Here is a 17,114-nt window from a genome sequence, read left to right as displayed (position 1 = left end):
GGTCCGGGGCGGCGCCCGCACGGGGAAGGCCCGGGGACGCTCGGCGGTTGAGGGTACCGTGGACACGATGGCGACGAGCGACGGCACTGCGGACGACACCGCGGGGGACGACACCGCGACGGACGACAGCGCGACGGACGACACCGCGACGACCGGTGCGACCGCTGCCGCGTTCGAGCAGGCGGTCGCGGTCCTGCAGGGCAAGCGCATCGCCGTGCTCACCGGCGCGGGTGTCAGCACCGACTCCGGGATCCCGGACTACCGCGGAGCAGGCCGGGTGGTCCGCAAGCCGATGACCTTCCAGGAGTTCCTCGCCGATCCCGCCAAGCGGCAGCGCTACTGGGCCGGGTCGCACCTCGGCTGGCGGACCTTCGCCGCGGCACGCCCGAACGACGGGCACCGCGCGCTCGCGGAGCTCGAACAGGCCGGCGTGGTGAGCGGCATCGTCACCCAGAACGTCGACGGGCTGCACCTGCGCGCCGGATCGCGTCGGGTGGTCGAGGTGCACGGCTCGATGGACCGGGCGGTGTGCCTGACGTGCGGGCAGGTCTTCTCCCGCGCCGACCTCGCCGCGGTGCTCGACCGTGACAACCCCTGGATCGACGAGCCCGGGACGGTGCAGCTGCAGCCGGACGGGGACGTCGAGATCACCGACGTCGAGCGGTTCCGCGTGCCGGACTGCACGGTGTGCGGCGGCGTGCTCAAGCCCGACGTGGTGTTCTTCGGCGAGTTCGTGCCCGCCGAGAAGTTCCGCGAGGCCGTGTCCATCGTCGCCGAGGCGGACGCGCTCCTCGTCGTCGGGTCGTCGCTCACCGTGAACTCCGGCGTCCGGCTCCTCGACCACGCGACGCGGCGCAGGCGACCGGTCGTCATCGTCAACCGGGGCGCCACGCGGAGCGACCGTCGTGCCGCGGTGAAGCTCGACGCCGGGACGACCGAGACCCTCGTCGAGCTCGCGGCCCGGCTCACCGCGTCTGCGATGATCGACGGGTGACGACCCTCCTCTGCCTGGTCCGACACGGCGAGACCGACTGGAACCGGCAACGGCGCATCCAGGGGTCGACGGACGTGCCCCTCAACGACACCGGGCGACGGCAGGCGGCCGAGACCGCCGCGCTCCTGGCACGCCGGTCGTTCGACGCCGTCGTCTCGTCGCCCCTGTCCCGGGCCCTCGAGACCGGGACGATCATCGCCGACCACCTCGGGTTGGCCGCCCCGGCGGCGTACGACGGTCTCCGGGAACGCTCCTACGGCGAGGCGGAGGGTCTGACCCACGTCGAGATCGCGGAGCGCTGGCCGCACGACGCCGTCCCCGGGCGCGAGTCCCGCGCGGCGCTCCTCGACCGGGTGACCGAGACGCTCGCCGAGATCGCCGTGCGCTACGACGGCGGCGCGGTCGTCGTCGCGACCCACGGCGCGGTGATCCGGACCGTCGTCGACGCCGCTGCACCCGGGACGGTCGAGCGGTCGACGGTCCCGATCCGCAACGGGTCGGTGCACACCTTCCGGTGGGACCCCGAGCGCTTCCGTGCCGAACTGGTCCGCTCCGACGACCCCATCGACGACCTGTCGGACGCCCCGGGCCGGTACGCGTTCGAGTACCAGAACCCGCTCGAGCGCCGAGGCTGACGCCGCCCATCCGGGGAGCGTGCCGGGCGGCGTCGGACTAGCCTCCGGTGCACGGCGGCCCGACGACCGGGACGCCGCTGCGAGGTGAGGCAGTGAACGCAGGTGGACGGCATGCCGGCGACCGCTCCCGGGAGGGCGACGCCCTCCGTCGCGATCCGTGGGGCGACGACGACGACCTCGATGCCACGTTCGGGCCGGACACGGCCTCCGTCCGGACCCGCACGGGCGGCGAACGGCTCCGGGCCGGGACCCTGGTGGTCGTCGGCGTGGTCGTGGTGGCCGCGGTCCTCGTCCTGGTGCTCGGGGTCATCCTCGGCCAGGTCCAGCGTGGGGTCGGCGGCGTGTTCCCGCAGCCCGACGCGGACGGGCGCCGCTTCGTGACCGCTGCCGCCGCGCTGCCGGGCGTCGCCGCCGTGGACGCGCCCCGGACGGAGAAGACCTCGTTCGCGGGCTACGACGTCACCGCGGTGGTGCACGCCGAGCCCGACCTCCCCGCCACCGACCGACGGGCGCTCGTGACCGCCCTGAGCACCGCGTCCGCCGACTCCTCCGGCTCGGGCGTCCGCATCTGGGCGACGCTCGACCTCGGTGCCGTGCGGGTCGGGGTCTCGGACTCCCCCGAGACGAGCCAACGGCGACTCGAGCTCGCCGACGGCCTCGCGGCGATCGGCGGCGTGCTCACGGTGACCTGCGTCTTCGCCGACGCGACCGACGGTCGGTCGGACGCCCCCGCCGCACAGGACGTGGTCGTCACCACGCACGGCCAGGGCGTGGGCTTCGCCGCGGTCGCCGCCGCTGCCGAGGCGGTCGGGGACGACGTGTTCCCGGGCGTCCAGGTCCGCACCCGTCACCCCTGACAGGTCGGACCGTCCGGTCTCCTCCGCCGTCCCGTCCGCTCCGCCGTGCCGTCCGGCGTGCCGCCAGCGGTCCGGCCGCGCCCTCAGCTCCGCCGACGCCGCGACCGGTCGGCCACGGCCCGCTCGACCGCCTGCGTGACGCGCTCGGCGGAGTCCTGCCACCGGAACCGGGAAGCCTGCGCGACGGAGGCCGACGACGCCGCGTCCCAGCGGGCCTCCAGGCGGCGGACGGCGGCCGCGACGGCGGACGGTGACGACGGGTCGAAGTACTCCGCCGCGTCGCCGCCGATCTCGCGGAAGATCGGGACGTCGCTGACGACGACCGGTGTACCGACGCCCATCGCCTCGACGAGCGGGATGCCGAACCCCTCGTCGAACGAGGCGGTCGCGAGCGCCGTGGCGGAGCGGAGGACGGCGAGGTACTCGTCGTCGGTCGCTCCGTCGTGGAACACGAGCGCGCCGGCGGGGGCGAGCCGCTGCAACCGCGTGCGGTCGGCGGCGGTGACACGGGACATGCAGTGCAGCGTCCAGTCCGGACCGAGCAGGGGCAGCGCCGCGGCGAGCGTCTCGACGTTCTTGTACGGCATGAACGAGCCCATGTACACGAGCGACTTCGTCCGTCCACCGTCGGCGGCCCGTGGCTCGGCCGGGTCGGCCGCGTTGTACGCGACGGTGACCGGGCGGGTCGTGAGACGGTGCTCGGCGATGAGGCCCGCCGTCGTCCCGGAGACGGTCACGACACCGTCGGCCCCGTTCAGCAGGAGGCGCTGCGGCCACCACGCCAGGTGGAACGCCCGCCAGCCGAGACGCAGCGGCCACGCGAACTCCCGCGGTGGCGTCCGGTTCCGGTAGTAGATGAGGTCGTGCAGGGTCAGCACGAGCGCGTACCGGCGCCCGCGTGAGCCCATCGTCTGCATGGGCGAGAAGACCGCGTCGAGGCCGAGCCGGTTGACGTGCCGCGCGACGAGGGGCTCGCCGGGGTCGGTCGGCGCCGGGATGCGTTCCCACGGCACTCCCCCGGGCAGCGAGGCCAGCTGGCGTTCGTCGGACACGAGCAGGACGTGGTCGTGTCGGTCGGGCAGGTGCGCGGCGATCCCCGCGGTGAAGCGGCTGATCCCGTCGTGTCGACCGATCCGGACGTACCGGCAGTCGATGCCGATGCGCAGGCGCGTCACGAGGGGTCGCCTCCCGTCCGGCGAGTGCGGTCCGCAGCGCCACCGTTCGGTCCCTCGGGAGCGTTCGGTCCCTCCGGCGCGGTCGGTCGGCGCGTGGCGCTCGCCCGGCGCGGGGTGCTCGCCCGCTTCCGTCGGCCGGGAGCGCCCGGGGCGGGGTCCGCCATCCGGCGCAGGACCGCCGCGGCCGCCGCGGCCGGCGTCTCGTAGTGCACGAGGTGACCGACCTCCGGCACGACGACGAGCTCGGCGTCGCGGAGTCGCGACGCGAGGGCACGCTGCTCCGGCACGGCCGTGATGTCGTCACGCTCGGCGGCGACCATGAGCACCGGCACCGCGATCCGGTCGGCGAACTGCGAGACGTCGGAGGTGACCGAGGTCCGGAACGCCTCGAGGACGCTGGTCCGGTTCGCGAACGCCGAGAAGTACCGGTCGTGCTGGTCGTGCACCCAGCGGCGGACCGTCGGGTCGGCGGACTTCAGCATCGCGATGCTCATCGCGCGGACGATCCCGCGGTTGCGCAGCAGCCCGAGGCCGAGCGCGCGGGGCAGCCGGGCGCCGAGCCGGTAGTACGCGATCGCGACGGCCGTACCGATCGCCCGTGGACCCTGCAGGGCCGGGGCGGCGATGGGGTTGACGAGGACGAGCAGGCGCGTGTCGAGCCCGGCGGCCACCGACGCGGCGACGACGATCGAGCCGAACGAGTGCCCGAGGACGACGGTGTCGCCGTCGAGTCCGAGCGCGGAGTGGAAGCCGTCGAGCCAGGCGACGTACGCGTCGAGGTCCGCGGTCGGGAGCGGGTCCGACGTGCCGAAGCCGGGCAGGTCGGGCACGATGACGCGCACGCCCGACGGGTGCCCGGCCACGAGGTGCGCCGCGACGGACTCGAGCCCGTGGTGGTCCCCACGGAAGCCGTGCACCGCGAGCACGGTCGCCGGAGGTGCGTTGCGGGCACGGCCCTCGGCGCCGACCGCCGGCCCGTACTCCCAGTAGTGCGTGGTCCGGCCGTCGACCTGGACCGCGCGGTGCACGACGGGGGTCGCCGCCAGGAGCGACTGGTACGGGGACAGCACGGGCGGTTGCATCCGCGCCAGTCTAGGGAAGCCCTCCGGCGTGCGCCGTGACCCGTCCTGCGGGTCCCGCCGTGTCGGTGCGGTTGGCTAGCCTGGCCGCGTGACCTCCCCCGCTGCCGCCGTCGACCCGTCGACCCGGCCCCCGCAGGACCTGACGACCCGACCGTGGTGGCACGCGCTGGGCGTCTTCGACCTCGAGACCACCGGCATCGACGTCGAGACCGCCCGCATCGTCACCGCCCACGTCGGGCTGATCGACATGACCGGGCGCTCCATCGTCGAGGGTGCGTGGCTCGCCGACCCCGGTGTCGCGATCCCGGAGCAGGCGTCCGCGGTGCACGGGATCACGACCGAACGTGCACGGGCAGAGGGCCGACCGGCCGGCGAGGTCGTCGCCGAGATCGTCGCCGCGGTCGAGGCCGTGTTCGCCCGCGGGATCCCCCTGGTCATCTACAACGCCCCGTACGACCTCACCGTCCTCGACCGGGAGGCGAAACGGCACGGCATCGCCTCCCCCGTGATCGGCAACGTCGTCGACCCGCTCGTCATGGACAAGGCGCTCGACACCTACCGCAAGGGCAAGCGCACGCTCGAGGCCGCGTCGGCGTGCTACGGGGTCCGGCTCGACGACGCGCACGACGCCGGCGCGGACGCCATCGCCGCCGGACGGGTCGCGCAGGCCATCGCCGCGAAGTACCCCGACGACCTCGCGATCAGCGCCGAGGAGCTCCACCGCAAGCAGGTCGCCTGGTGCTCGGAGCAGGCGACCTCGTTCCAGGAGTACATGCGGGCGAAGCGTGACCCGACGTTCACCGCGGACGGCCGGTGGCCCCGTCGCCACTCGGTCCCGGGCATGTAGCATTCCGAACGGGGCGTGCTCGACCGTGCCGTCCCCCTGACGACGCACCACGCACCATGGGGAGATCTGCGCACGTGTTCCTGAAGACCTTCGGGTGGTCCCTGGCCATCACCGTGATCGCCCTGGCCGTGGCGCTCGTGTACGGCGGGTGGAGCGCGGTCATCATCACCGCCATCCTCGGCGTGCTCGAGATCAGCCTCAGCTTCGACAACGCGGTCGTCAACGCCCGCATCCTCGAGCGGATGAACCCGTTCTGGCAGAAGATGTTCCTCACCGTGGGCATCGTCATCGCCGTCTTCGGCATGCGCGTGCTCTTCCCGCTGCTGATCGTCGGGGTCACGGCGTCGCTCAACCCCGTCGAGGCCGTCCAGCTCGCGCTCGAGAAGGGCCCGATCGACGAGCCCGGTACGTACGCATACCTGCTGCACGAGGCACACCCGCAGATCGCCGCGTTCGGCGGCATGTTCCTCCTCATGATCTTCCTCGACTTCATGTTCGAGGAACGCGAGATCCTGTGGCTGAAGTGGCTCGAGGCACCGCTGCTGTTCATCGGCAAGCTCCCGATGGTCAACGTCGTCGTGGCCCTCGTGGTCCTCGCGATCGCGGGCACCACCGCCGGCGACCACCAGTCGATCGTCCTCGTCTCCGGGATCGCCGGACTCGTCACCTACTTCCTCGTGACCGGTCTCGGCGGGCTGTTCGACGTCGACGACCCGGAGGACGACGGCAACTCGTTCGAGAACACCGGCGAGATGGTGGCCGAGGCGAACCGGATCAGCGGCAAGCGCAAGGTCGGCACAGTCGCCGGCAAGGCCGCGTTCCTGCTGTTCCTCTACCTCGAGGTCATCGACGCGTCGTTCTCGTTCGACGGCGTCATCGGCGCCTTCGCGATCACCGCCGACCCGATCATCATCGCGCTCGGCCTCGGCCTCATCGGTGCCCTGTTCGTCCGGTCTCTCACCGTCTTCCTGGTCCGACAGGGCACGCTGGACGAGTTCGAGTACCTCGACCACGGTGCGCACTGGGCGATCGGTGCCCTCGCGGCGATCCTGCTCATCACGATCACCACCGAGGTGAACGAGGTCGTCACCGGCCTGATCGGCGTCGTGTTCATCATCGCCGCGTTCATCTCCTCGGTGGTCCGCAACAAGCACAAGACCGGCGAGCACCAGCCCGCCGACCAGCACGTCCCCGTCGCCTCCTGACACCAGGGGCGACCGCTCCACCGCAACCACACGAAGGGTTCACCGCCATGGGTCTCAGCCTCCAGAAGGGCCAAGCGCTCTCGCTCACGAAGAACGACGGGAGCGCACTGACCCGCGTCCGGCTCGGTCTCGGGTGGGACGCCGTCACGACCAAGCGCGGCCTGTTCGGTCGCAAGGCAGCCGACGTCGACCTCGACGCCTCTGCGATCTTCTTCGGTGCCGACGGCCAGCCGGTGGACTACGTGTGGTTCAACCAGCTCCGGAGCAAAGACGGCTCCGCGCAGCACACCGGCGACAACCTGACCGGCGACGGTGACGGCGACGACGAGGTCATCCGGATCGACCTCAGCGCGGTGCACGGTGCCGTCCAGCAGATCGTGTTCGTCATCAGCAGCTACAGCCGGCAGACGTTCGACAACGTGCAGAACGCGTTCTGCCGGGTGGTCGACGACTCGACGGCCGGCGCTCCCGAGGTCGCCCGCTACCAGCTCACCGACTCCGGGCAGCACACCGCGATGGTCATGGCGAAGGTGTCCCGCACGGGAGCAGGATGGACCTTCACCGCGATCGGTGAGCGGGCCGACGGCCGGACCGTGCAGGACCTCGTCGGTCCGGCGGCAGCCGCACTCTGACCCGCCCGGACACCGCAGCACCGCACCGACGGAAGGACGATCGATGGCGACCCTCTCGCTCTCGAAGGGCAACAACCTCTCGCTGACCAAGACCGACCCGGGCCTGCGCCGGGCGATGATCGGCCTCGGATGGGACCCGCGCACGACCGCGGGCGAGCAGTTCGACCTCGACGCCTCGGCTCTCCTCGTCGGCGCGAACGGCAAGGTCCGCTCGAACGACGACTTCATCTTCTACAACCAGCTGCAGTCGGTCGACGGCTCCGTGGTGCACCAGGGCGACAACCGCACCGGTGAGGGCGACGGGGACGACGAGCAGATCCTCATCGACCTCGACCTCGTGGCCGCGGACGTCGCGCGCGTCGTCATCGTCGTCACCATCGACCAGGCCGACGCCCGGCACCAGAACTTCGGGCAGGTCCGTGGTGCGTTCTGCCGCGTGGTGAACGACGAGACCGGCAACGAGGTCGTCCGCTTCGACCTCACCGAGGACGCGGCCTCGGAGACCGGCATGATCTTCGCCGAGATCTACCGGTACGACGGCGAGTGGAAGTTCCGCGCCGTCGGCCAGGGCTACGCCACCGGACTCCGCGGCGTCGCGACCGACTACGGCGTCGTGCTCGACTGACGCTCCCCTCCAACCCGAAAGGACCGATCATGGCCGGACTCTCCCTCAGCAAGGGCGGCAACCTCTCCCTCACGAAGACGAGCCCGGGACTCACCGTCGCCACCGTCGGCCTCGGCTGGGACCCGCGCACCACCGCCGGCGAGGCCTTCGACCTCGACGCCTCGGCCCTGCTCGTCGGCGCCGACGGCAAGGTGCGCTCGGACGCCGACTTCATCTTCTACAACCAGCCCCGCAGCGCGGACGGTTCCGTCGAGCACAAGGGCGACAACCGCACCGGCCAGGGCGACGGTGACGACGAGCAGATCGTCATCGACCTGCAGAGCCTGCCGGCCGACGTCGACCGCGTGGTCGTCGTGGTGTCGATCGACCAGGGTGAGGCCCGCCGCCAGAACTTCGGACAGGTGCGCAGCGCGTACTCACGGGTGCTCGACCAGGACGGCACGGAGATCGTGCGCTTCGACCTGTCCGAGGACGCCGCTCCGGAGACCGCGATGATCTTCTCGGAGATCTACCGCAACGGCGCCGAGTGGAAGTTCCGTGCGGTCGGCCAGGGCTACCAGTCCGGGCTCGCCGGCGTCGCGACCGACTTCGGCGTCAACCTCAGCTGACCCGCCGGGCCACCACACTCGCCAGCTCTGCACCACCCCGTCCTCCCACCACGTCACAGGAGACCACCGATGCCCGGACCGCTCGCTCCGCCGGAGCCCACCGACCCGTCCCAGGACGCACTCGTCCTCCGCGCTGCCGACGCCGCCGAGGTCGTCACGCCGGATGACGCTCCGGGGATGGTGCCGGTGGACGCCGGTCGTCAGGCGCAGATCGCGGCCCAGGCCCGTGAGTTCGTGGACGAGGTCGCGGGCCTCGACCCGCGGTCGCCGGCGTTCACCGAGAAGGTCGACGGCATCAACGCCATCGCGAGCTCGGAGATCGCCCGGTCGGGCGGCTTCTCGTCCCGCATGCTGGAGCGCTCGCAGTCCTCGGTGGCGGGCGCCAAGCGCACCGGCGACGGCGCCCAGGTGAAGGTCGCGACGACCCTCGGTGACCTGCGCTCCACCGTCGAGGACCTCACGCCGAACCAGGCCGACCTCAGCACGGGCCGGAAGATCCTCGGCATGATCCCCGGCGGCAACAAGCTGGCGAAGTACTTCCAGCGCTACGAGTCGGCGCAGACCCAGCTCGACAAGATCATCAAGTCGCTCATGGCGGGGCAGGACGAACTCCGCAAGGACAACGCGACCCTCGCTGACGAGAAGGTCCAGCTGTGGGAGACCATGCAGCAGCTGAGCGAGTACGCCGTGTTCGCGAAGGCCCTCGACGCGGCCACCGTGTCGAAGATCGAGAGCCTGCGGAACGGCGGTCGGGTCGACGAGGCGCAGAAGCTCGAGTCCGACGTGCTGTTCCCCGTGCGCCAGCGGCACCAGGACATCCTGACGCAGCTCGCCGTGTCCGTGCAGGGCTACCTGGCCATGGACCTCGTGCGGAAGAACAACACGGAGCTCATCAAGGGCGTCGAGCGCGCCCGCACCACGACCATCGCGGCGCTCCGCACGGCCGTCGTCGTGGCGCAGGCCCTCGCGAACCAGAAGATGGTGCTCGACCAGATCGACGCGGTGAACAACACCACGAACGCGATGATCCTGCAGACCAGCGAGATGCTCCGCGACCAGACCACGCGGATCCACGAGCAGGCGACGAACTCCGGTGTGAGCGTCGAGACGCTGCAGAAGGCGTTCGACAACGTGTTCCAGACCATGGACGCGATCGACTCGTTCCGCTCGCAGGCCGCGCAGAACATGTCGTCGACCGTCTCGGCGCTCGAGTCGGGCATCCAGCGCGCGAAGCCGTACCTGGAGCGGGCCCGCCAGGGCGACGACGACCAGCGATCGGTCACGCGATGACGACCGCGGTCGACTCCCGTGCGTGACCGTCTCCGCGCACTGTTCGGCCGCGACGACGACGACCAGGACCGCCGTGTCGCCGACCCCGATGCCGAGACACCCGCGTCGGCGGCGGCCGCTGCTGCGGCACGCATCGACGTCCGCGGATCGGGTGGGGCCGCCGACGACGCGACCGCGGCTGCCGGCCTCGACGACCTCCGTGCCTTCGTGCGCGCCGCCGGGGCCGACCTCCCGACCGTCGTGTCCTCGCGGGTGCGCCACGTGGAGGACCTGCTGCGCGACGCCGCCGGGACCGTGATCGCCCGGGGCGCGTCGACGGAGCAGCGGTACCTGTTCCAGGCCGTCGTCGACGACTACCTGCCCACGCCCGTCCGCACGTACCGGTCCCTGCCCCCGTCGGACCGCACCCCGGACAGCACCGCCACGGCGACCCTCGCCGGCCAACTCGACGTCGTCGCGGAGACGGTGGAGGACATGCACGATCAGATCAGGAGCGGCGCGATCGCCGAACTCTCCTCGCACGGCCGGTTCCTCCGGGACCGCCTCGGTGACGGTGACGAGGGTCTGCGTCTGCGTGGAGCGGACTCGTGAGCGGGCGGCTCGTCCCGGGAGCGAACGCCGCCGTCACGGCTGAGAACCCCGGGCTCACGGCCGTGGTCGTCGGCATCTCGTGGGACCAGATCGCGAGCCGCGGCCCGTCCGCGGAACTCGTCCCGGTCGCGATCGTGTGCGGGCCCGACGGACGGGTGCTGTCGGACGACGACCTGGTGTTCTTCAACCAGCTCGAGAACGCGGACGCCTCGGTGCGGTACCTCGACGAGTCCGACCAGGAGGAGATCGACGTCGACCTCGCCTCGGTCCCGGACACGGTCGACAAGATCGTCTTCGCGGTCTACCTCGACCCGGACCCGCGGTCACCGAAGGACCTCGGCTCGGTGCGCTCGATGTCCGTCCGGGTGAGCACACCGGACGGTCGGGAACTCCTCGTCTTCCCGCTGCCGTCCGAACGCAACCACATGATCGACGCGGTCATCCTCGGCGAGCTGTACCGCCACCGGTCGGAGTGGAAGTTCCGCGCCGTCGGCCAGGGGTACACGACGGGGCTGACGGGTCTGCGCGCCGACCACGGCATCGGCCGCTCGCGATGACGGCAGGGCACCCGTTCCTCCGCCGGCGCGTCCGTCCCACCCCGCCCGGCCAGGAGGCCCGTCCCGGCGCCGCAACGCCTGGTGCGTCGCATGCGTCGCCCGCTCTCGGCACCGCGGGCACCGGCTCTCCCGTCGGACGGCCGCCGGCCCCGCCGCCACACGTGTCCCCGGCGTCGAGCGGGCAGTCGCAGGCGAGCGGTTCCGGTTCCGGGCTCAGCCTGTCCTTCGGCCGACCGGCACCGACGTCCGGTGGGGGGAACGCGGCTCCCGCCCCGCCGACGACCGGCCACTCGGTCCCCGGTTCGGCGACGACGGCCACCCCGTCGAACCGGTCCACGCACGCCTCCACCCCGGTGTCCGGTACGACCCGCTCGGACCGTGTCGCCCGTCGCCTGGCCGAGCGCGCCTCCCGGATCCGTCCCTTCCCGGCACCGGACCCCCGTGACGTCCGCGTCCTCGGACCGGACGAGCCCGTCGCCCGCATCGACCGTCGCCGGTCCGCCGTGGGGGCGCTGCGCATCACCGGGTCCACGAGCGTCGCCTGGGAGTCCGTCGACCGCGTCGTCGGCGCCACCACGGTGGACGGCGCCACCGCCGGACGGGCTGTGCAGACGTCCGGCAACCGACCGCTCGTCGGGTACGACGGTCGCGACGTCCTCGTCTCCCTCCGGCACGTCCGCGACCTCCGGCGTGCCCTCGTGATGTGCCGGGGGCAGGAGCGTCTCGTCGTGGCCCTGCACGACGGCACGACCCTGGCCGTCGACCCCGGCGACGCGGACACCACGGTGATCCTGGCGCTCTCCGTCATCGACGGTGAACTCGAGCTCCGCGCCGAGCCGTTCCCCCGGGCGTCCCACGACGGGGACGTCTTCGCCGCATTCGGGTTCGTCCTGTCCGCCCCGACAGTCGGAGTCTGATCCGTGCGCCACTTCGCCGCCGTTCCCGACCAGGAACAGCTGTTCCTCCGCCCGCCCGAGGACGTCACCCGGGACAGCGACCAGGACCTCCGCGCGGTGGCCCTCGGTGCGACGCTGTACACGCCGGGGATCCGCCCCGACCTCGTCCGCGACGTCCGCCGGCAGACCGAGCTCGGTGCCGGGTCGATCGTGCTCTGCCTCGAGGACTCCGTCGGCGACGACGACCTGCCGCGCGCCGAGGCGAACGTGGAGGCGGCACTCCGGACCCTGACCGAGGACGCCGACCCGGCCACGCTGCCGCAGCTGTTCCTGCGCGTCCGGACACCCGAACACCTCACCCGGCTCGTGGACCGGCTCGGCGACCGTGCGCTCGACGTGCTCAGCGGCATCGTCCTGCCGAAGTTCGAGAACAGCGACGGCGTCGGAGCCCGGTGGTTCGACGTGCTCGACGCGGCGAACGCCGGGCGCGGGTCCGACCGTCGGTTGCTCGTCATGCCGATCCTGGAGTCGCCGGCGATCATGCACCGCGAGTCCCGGACGGACGCCCTCGCCGACGTGCACGACCTCCTGCTCGCCCGCCGCCGGGACGTGCTCGCCGTGCGCATCGGCGCCACCGACCTGTCGAGCGTGTACGGCCTCCGGCGCCCCTCGCACCTGACCGTGTACGACGTGCAGGTGCTCGCGTCCGTGATCGGCGACGTGGTGAACGTCCTCGGCCGCGCGCGGGACGGCTTCGTCGTCGCCGGGCCGGTGTGGGAGCACTACCCGGACTCCGACCGCGTGTTCCGCACGCAGCTCCGGGCGTCGCCCTTCCAGGAGGCCGGCGACCTGGCGCTCCGCCGGCAGCTGCTCCTCGAGGGGTTCGACGGGCTCCTCCGCGAGGTCACCCTCGACCAGGCGAACGGTCTCACCGGCAAGACCGTCATCCACCCGCGGCACGTGCCGCTCGTGCACGCCATGTCGGTGGTCAGCGACGAGGAGTTCTCCGACGCGTCGGACGTGCTCGCGAACGCCTCGGGCGGGGTCGCCGCGTCGAGGTACGGCAACAAGATGAACGAGATGAAGCCGCACCACGCCTGGGCGGAACGCACCATGCTGCGGGCCCGGGCGTTCGGTGTGACCACCCCGGACGTGACCTACGTCGACCTGCTCGAGCGGAGCCTCCCGTGACCACGACCACGCTGCCGACCCCCGCCGACCTCGGTGTCGAGCTCGTCGACGACCGGACGGCCCCGGGCGACACGACCGTCCCGCTGTCGTCGCTCGTGCGGCTCGCGCTCCGCCGCAACCCGAAGCGGGCGCACCTGCTCGTCTCGACGGTGCTCGCGAAGCACGTCCCGACGGTGCCGGCGGTCGCGCTCCTGGCCGGCGAGGCGCTCGGCGCACGCGTGGCCGACGTGCTCGACGGCGGCGCGCGCTTCGACGCCGGCGCCGCGGGCCGCTTCCGCGCGGTGCTCGACGCGCAGGCCTCGGCGGGCGACGCCGCAGCACACGACGCGCTGCACCGGACCGCGACGACGCTGCGGACGGACCTCGCGGCCTCCCGTCCGGCCCATCCCGAGGCCCTGGTCCTCGGCTTCGCGGAGACCGCGACCGCGCTCGGCGCCATGGTCGCCGAGTCGCTCGGTGCCGCGACCCTGCACTCCACCCGACACGAGCTCCCCGGTGTGGCCGCGGCAGCGGGCTTCGACGAGGCGCACTCGCACGCCACCGCGCACCGGCTGCTCCCGGCGCACGACGACTGGTTGCCGACCGACGGCACGGTCGTCCTCGTCGACGACGAGCTCAGCACGGGTGCGACGGCGCGCGCCACCATCCGCGCCCTGCACGCCCTCGCACCGCAGCGGCAGTGGGTGGTGGCCGCACTCGTCGACCTCCGCTCCGACGCCGACGTCGCCGCGACCGAGGCCCTCGCCGTCGAACTCGGGGCCCCCGTGGCCGTGGTCGCGCTCGGTCGCGGGCACGTGACGCTCCCCGCGGACCTCCCCGCGACGGCCGCGGAGGTCGTCGCGGCCCTCGCCACCCCGCTCGGCGCACCCGGTCCGCTCGACGCCGGCAGCCCGGAGGGCCACGACGTCGCGCCGGACGGCGGCGGGACCGCGGACGGGAGGCCCGTCCCGGACCCGGCACGCGCCTCCCGTCCCGACGCGGTCACCGTGGTGACCGCCGCGCCCACCGCGGTCGACCGGACCGGCACGCCCGCGTCCCGCGTCCGCACCCCGCGCACCGACGTCGAGGGCACCGCCGCCGACCTCGCGACCGTCCTCGGCGAGGCGCCGGGCCGGGTCCTCGTGCTCGGCACCGAGGAGCACATGGCGACCCCGCTCGCGGTGGCCGATGCCCTCCGCCGTCGGACGGGTGCCGACGTCCTGTCCTCCACGAGCACCCGCTCACCCGTCGCCGTCCTCGACGACCCCGCGTGGCCCATCCGGTCCGGGATCCGCCACCGCTCGCACGACGACACCGTCGACGGTCCCGGTGAGCGCTGTGCGTACAACGTGCGCGGGTTCGACGCGGTCGTCGTGGTGCCGGAGCCGGGCACCGAACCGGCCCGGTTGGAGGGTCCGGACGGGCTGCTCCCGGCCCTCGCCGCCGTGACCCCCCGCGTCGTGCTCGTGACGAGCGCGCTCGCGGACGCCGACGACCGAGCGCAGCGCGACGGTGGGACACCTCCCCGCCCGCTCACCGGGCCGTCCTTCGGCTCCTACGAGCCCGACGACGTCACCTGGCTGCTGCAGGACCTGGCGGACGCCGCCCTCGAGGCGGACACCGCCGACCGGGAGCGTGCGATCCAGCTCGAGGGCGCGAACTACGCCGAGTCGTTGCCGGTCGAGTACGTGCCGACCGAGGCGTACGAGGAGCTGTACCGCGACGCCCTCGGCCGCTCGGCCGACCGCATCGCGGAAGCGGTCGGCATCGTCACCGACCTCGTGCTCCGCGACCGGCCGCACGCCGTGCTCGTGTCCCTCGCGCGCGCCGGCACCCCGGTCGGGATCCTCATGCGCCGGTGGGCCGCAGAACAGCGCGGTGTCCGGCTCCAGCACTACACGGCGAGCATCGTCCGCGGGGTCGGCATCGACGAGACCGCGCTCCGCTGGCTCGCGGCGCACCACGACCCGGCGCAGGTCGTCTTCGTCGACGGGTGGACCGGGAAGGGCGCCATCACGCGCGAACTCACGGACGCGCTCGACCGGTTCGCGGCGACCGACGGCGTGCGGTTCGGCGACGAGCTGGCCGTCCTCGCCGACCCGGCCGGGTGCACCCCGCTGCACGGGACCCGTGACGACTACCTCGTGCCCTCCGCGTGTCTCAACTCGACGGTCTCCGGACTCGTGTCCCGGACCGTGTTCAACCGGTCCTGGACGCCCGAGGGGACGCTGCACGGTGCGAAGCAGTACCGCGAGCTCGCCGGCCGTGACCACTCCCGGTCCTTCGTCGCGACGATCGCCGCCCGGTTCGCTGCGGTCCGCTCCCGGGTGGACGCGGCCGTGGCCGCGGACGGCGGACCGACGGCCCGTGCCGTCGACTGGCGCGGCATGCGGACGGTCGAGGCGATCGGCGCCGAGTACGGCATCGAGGACCTGCACCTCGTCAAGCCCGGCGTCGGCGAGACCACCCGCGTGCTGCTCCGGCGGGTGCCGTGGCAGGTGCTCGTGCGCGATCCCGACGACGTCGACATCGCGCACGTCGTCGCCCTCGCCCGGGAGCGTGGCGTCCCGGTCGTGACCCGGCCCGACCTGTCCTACAGCTGCGTCGGGCTCATCCACCCGCTCGGCAGCCGCGTGACCGGGTCCGCCGCCACGACCACTGGAGCCGACGCATGACCGCCCTCGTCGGGTTCGACCTCGACCGCACCGTGGTCTACTCGTCCGCCGCGCTGATGCTCGACGGTCCGGACGAGGCGGCACCCTCCCTCGTCGTCACCGAGGTGTACCAGGGCCTGCCGCTGTCTTTCATGACCCGCGCGGCGGAGCGTGCCCTGTCGGAGCTCGCCGCGGCCGCCGTCGTCGTGCCGGTGACCACCCGGACGGTCGCACAGTACCGGCGGATCCGCCTGCCGCTGCCGCCCACGGGCTGGGCGGTGACCACGAACGGTGCGGTCGTCCTGCACGACGGGGAGCCGGACCCGGCGTGGACCGAGACGCTCCGCGATGAGATGGCAGCGACGTCGGCGCCGCTGCCGGAGGTCGAGCAGCGCCTCGCGACCGATCTGCCGACCGGGGCGGTCCTCCGCACCCGTCGCGCCGAGGACGTGTTCGTGTACGCCATCGTCGAGCGCTCGGAGCTGCCGGACGCGGCGGTCGAGTCGTTCGCCGCCGACCTCGCCGGGCTGGGCTGGCGGGTGTCCGTGCAGGGCCGGAAGCTCTACGCGGTCCCGGCGCCGATCCGGAAGGAACGAGCCCTGGCCGCCGTCGCCGAGCGGATCGGTGCGACCCGGACCGTCGCCGCCGGGGACTCGCTCCTCGACCGGGAGATGCTCGCCTGGGCGGACGTCGCGATCCGCCCCGCACACGGCGAACTGCACGCCGTCGGTTGGTCGGCGCCGAACCTCGTCGTCACCGCGGCGCAGGGCGTGCTCGCGGGCGAGGAGCTCATCGGGCTCGCGGCTGCGGCGGTGGCGGACGTGCCGGCGTCCGTCTGAGGCCGCGTCCGTCCGCGTCCGCCTCTGCTGCGTCAGCCCCTGCTGTGTCCGCCTCTGCTGCGTCAGCCCCCGGACGACGAACGGGCGGCCCTCCCTGAGGAGGACCGCCCGTCCGGCGCTGGGAGGCTGCTTACTTGCTGAAGCCCTTGAAGCGCTGGTTGAACTTCTCGACGCGGCCGGCCGAGTCGAGGATGCGCTGCTTGCCCGTGTAGAAGGGGTGCGAGGCGGACGAGATCTCGACGTCGATGACCGGGTAGGTCGCACCGTCGAGCTCGATGGTCTTGTCGCTGTTCGCGGTCGAACGCGTCAGGAACGTCTCACCGGAAGCCAGGTCACGGAAGACGATGGCGCGGTACTCGGGGTGGGTGTCGGTCTTCATGGGGATTCCTCGGTGGATCGCGATGACGGAAGATGGGAAGTCGTTGGCGGACGCCAGCCGTCCACGTTACCAGAACGC

At 72.8% G+C, this 17,114-nt stretch carries 18 protein-coding genes; 15 read left to right on the top strand and 3 right to left on the bottom strand.

The features are described 5' to 3' along the window. Window positions 1-67: 67 nt before the first annotated feature. From DEJ16_RS08990 to DEJ16_RS08980, 3 genes are all read left to right on the top strand, one after another. A complete protein-coding gene (locus tag DEJ16_RS08990) occupies window positions 68-994 on the top strand; it encodes an NAD-dependent protein deacetylase (RefSeq protein WP_110824986.1) in 927 nt (308 codons plus the stop codon). Then, window positions 991-1,629 (top strand): histidine phosphatase family protein, encoded by a 639-nt coding sequence (locus DEJ16_RS08985; RefSeq protein WP_110824987.1) that lies wholly within the window; start codon window positions 991-993, stop codon window positions 1,627-1,629. The genes DEJ16_RS08990 and DEJ16_RS08985 overlap by 4 nt, the downstream gene beginning before the upstream one ends. Window positions 1,630-1,721: 92 nt before the next feature. Then, entirely contained in the window at window positions 1,722-2,486 is a 765-nt protein-coding gene (locus DEJ16_RS08980) for a hypothetical protein (RefSeq protein WP_110824988.1), read from the top strand. A gap of 83 nt (window positions 2,487-2,569) precedes the next feature. On the opposite strand, the gene DEJ16_RS08975 is transcribed toward DEJ16_RS08980, so the two are convergent. Continuing rightward, window positions 2,570-3,652 carry a glycosyltransferase family 1 protein gene (locus DEJ16_RS08975; protein ID WP_110825211.1) on the bottom strand — a complete coding sequence of 361 codons (1,083 nt, stop codon included), beginning with the start codon at window positions 3,650-3,652 and terminating at the stop codon, window positions 2,570-2,572. Window positions 3,653-3,657: 5 nt separating this feature from the next. Continuing rightward, a complete protein-coding gene (locus tag DEJ16_RS08970) occupies window positions 3,658-4,743 on the bottom strand; it encodes an alpha/beta fold hydrolase (RefSeq protein WP_110824989.1) in 1,086 nt (361 codons plus the stop codon). Window positions 4,744-4,831: 88 nt separating this feature from the next. Here DEJ16_RS08970 and DEJ16_RS08965 point away from each other — a divergent pair, with 88 nt between their 5' ends. From DEJ16_RS08965 to DEJ16_RS08910, 12 genes are all read left to right on the top strand, one after another. Then, window positions 4,832-5,590 (top strand): 3'-5' exonuclease, encoded by a 759-nt coding sequence (locus DEJ16_RS08965; protein WP_375232114.1) that lies wholly within the window; start codon window positions 4,832-4,834, stop codon window positions 5,588-5,590. A gap of 56 nt (window positions 5,591-5,646) precedes the next feature. Continuing rightward, window positions 5,647-6,795, top strand: a complete 1,149-nt coding sequence (locus DEJ16_RS08960; RefSeq protein ID WP_258365884.1) for a DUF475 domain-containing protein — start codon at window positions 5,647-5,649, stop codon at window positions 6,793-6,795. A gap of 47 nt (window positions 6,796-6,842) precedes the next feature. Further along, the gene (locus DEJ16_RS08955; RefSeq protein ID WP_110824991.1) at window positions 6,843-7,427 is read left to right on the top strand and encodes a TerD family protein; all 585 of its coding nucleotides are present in this window, start codon (window positions 6,843-6,845) and stop codon (window positions 7,425-7,427) included. A 43-nt stretch (window positions 7,428-7,470) separates the two neighbouring features. Beyond that, complete coding sequence (locus DEJ16_RS08950; RefSeq protein WP_110824992.1) at window positions 7,471-8,052, top strand: TerD family protein; 582 nt, start codon at window positions 7,471-7,473, stop codon at window positions 8,050-8,052. A gap of 29 nt (window positions 8,053-8,081) precedes the next feature. Beyond that, on the top strand, window positions 8,082-8,660 hold the full coding sequence (locus DEJ16_RS08945) for a TerD family protein (RefSeq protein ID WP_110824993.1): 579 nt from the start codon (window positions 8,082-8,084) through the stop codon (window positions 8,658-8,660). A gap of 69 nt (window positions 8,661-8,729) precedes the next feature. Further along, a complete protein-coding gene (locus DEJ16_RS08940; protein WP_110824994.1) occupies window positions 8,730-9,950 on the top strand; it encodes a toxic anion resistance protein in 1,221 nt (406 codons plus the stop codon). 18 nt (window positions 9,951-9,968) lie between these two features. Continuing rightward, entirely contained in the window at window positions 9,969-10,541 is a 573-nt protein-coding gene (locus tag DEJ16_RS08935) for a hypothetical protein (RefSeq protein ID WP_110824995.1), read from the top strand. Next, window positions 10,538-11,098: a TerD family protein gene (locus DEJ16_RS08930; protein ID WP_110824996.1), complete on the top strand. Its 561-nt coding sequence runs from the start codon at window positions 10,538-10,540 to the stop codon at window positions 11,096-11,098. The genes DEJ16_RS08935 and DEJ16_RS08930 overlap by 4 nt, the downstream gene beginning before the upstream one ends. A gap of 353 nt (window positions 11,099-11,451) precedes the next feature. Next, on the top strand, window positions 11,452-12,015 hold the full coding sequence (locus tag DEJ16_RS08925; protein ID WP_146232853.1) for a hypothetical protein: 564 nt from the start codon (window positions 11,452-11,454) through the stop codon (window positions 12,013-12,015). Window positions 12,016-12,018: 3 nt separating this feature from the next. Then, complete coding sequence (locus DEJ16_RS08920) at window positions 12,019-13,185, top strand: HpcH/HpaI aldolase/citrate lyase family protein (protein ID WP_110824998.1); 1,167 nt, start codon at window positions 12,019-12,021, stop codon at window positions 13,183-13,185. Beyond that, window positions 13,182-15,839, top strand: coding sequence for a phosphoribosyltransferase domain-containing protein (locus tag DEJ16_RS08915; RefSeq protein WP_110824999.1), 2,658 nt, complete (start codon window positions 13,182-13,184; stop codon window positions 15,837-15,839). The genes DEJ16_RS08920 and DEJ16_RS08915 overlap by 4 nt, the downstream gene beginning before the upstream one ends. Beyond that, window positions 15,836-16,657 (top strand): HAD family hydrolase, encoded by an 822-nt coding sequence (locus tag DEJ16_RS08910; RefSeq protein WP_110825000.1) that lies wholly within the window; start codon window positions 15,836-15,838, stop codon window positions 16,655-16,657. The genes DEJ16_RS08915 and DEJ16_RS08910 overlap by 4 nt, the downstream gene beginning before the upstream one ends. 130 nt (window positions 16,658-16,787) lie before the next feature. Here the strand turns inward: DEJ16_RS08910 and DEJ16_RS08905 are convergent, their stop codons facing one another. Then, complete coding sequence (locus tag DEJ16_RS08905) at window positions 16,788-17,036, bottom strand: type B 50S ribosomal protein L31 (protein WP_017887280.1); 249 nt, start codon at window positions 17,034-17,036, stop codon at window positions 16,788-16,790. Between the last annotated feature and the right edge of the window lie 78 nt (window positions 17,037-17,114).

The organism is Curtobacterium sp. MCJR17_055 (assembly GCF_003224335.1).
In the GTDB taxonomy this organism is placed as follows: domain Bacteria; phylum Actinomycetota; class Actinomycetes; order Actinomycetales; family Microbacteriaceae; genus Curtobacterium.
This window is presented reverse-complemented; position numbering and strand designations above follow the sequence as displayed.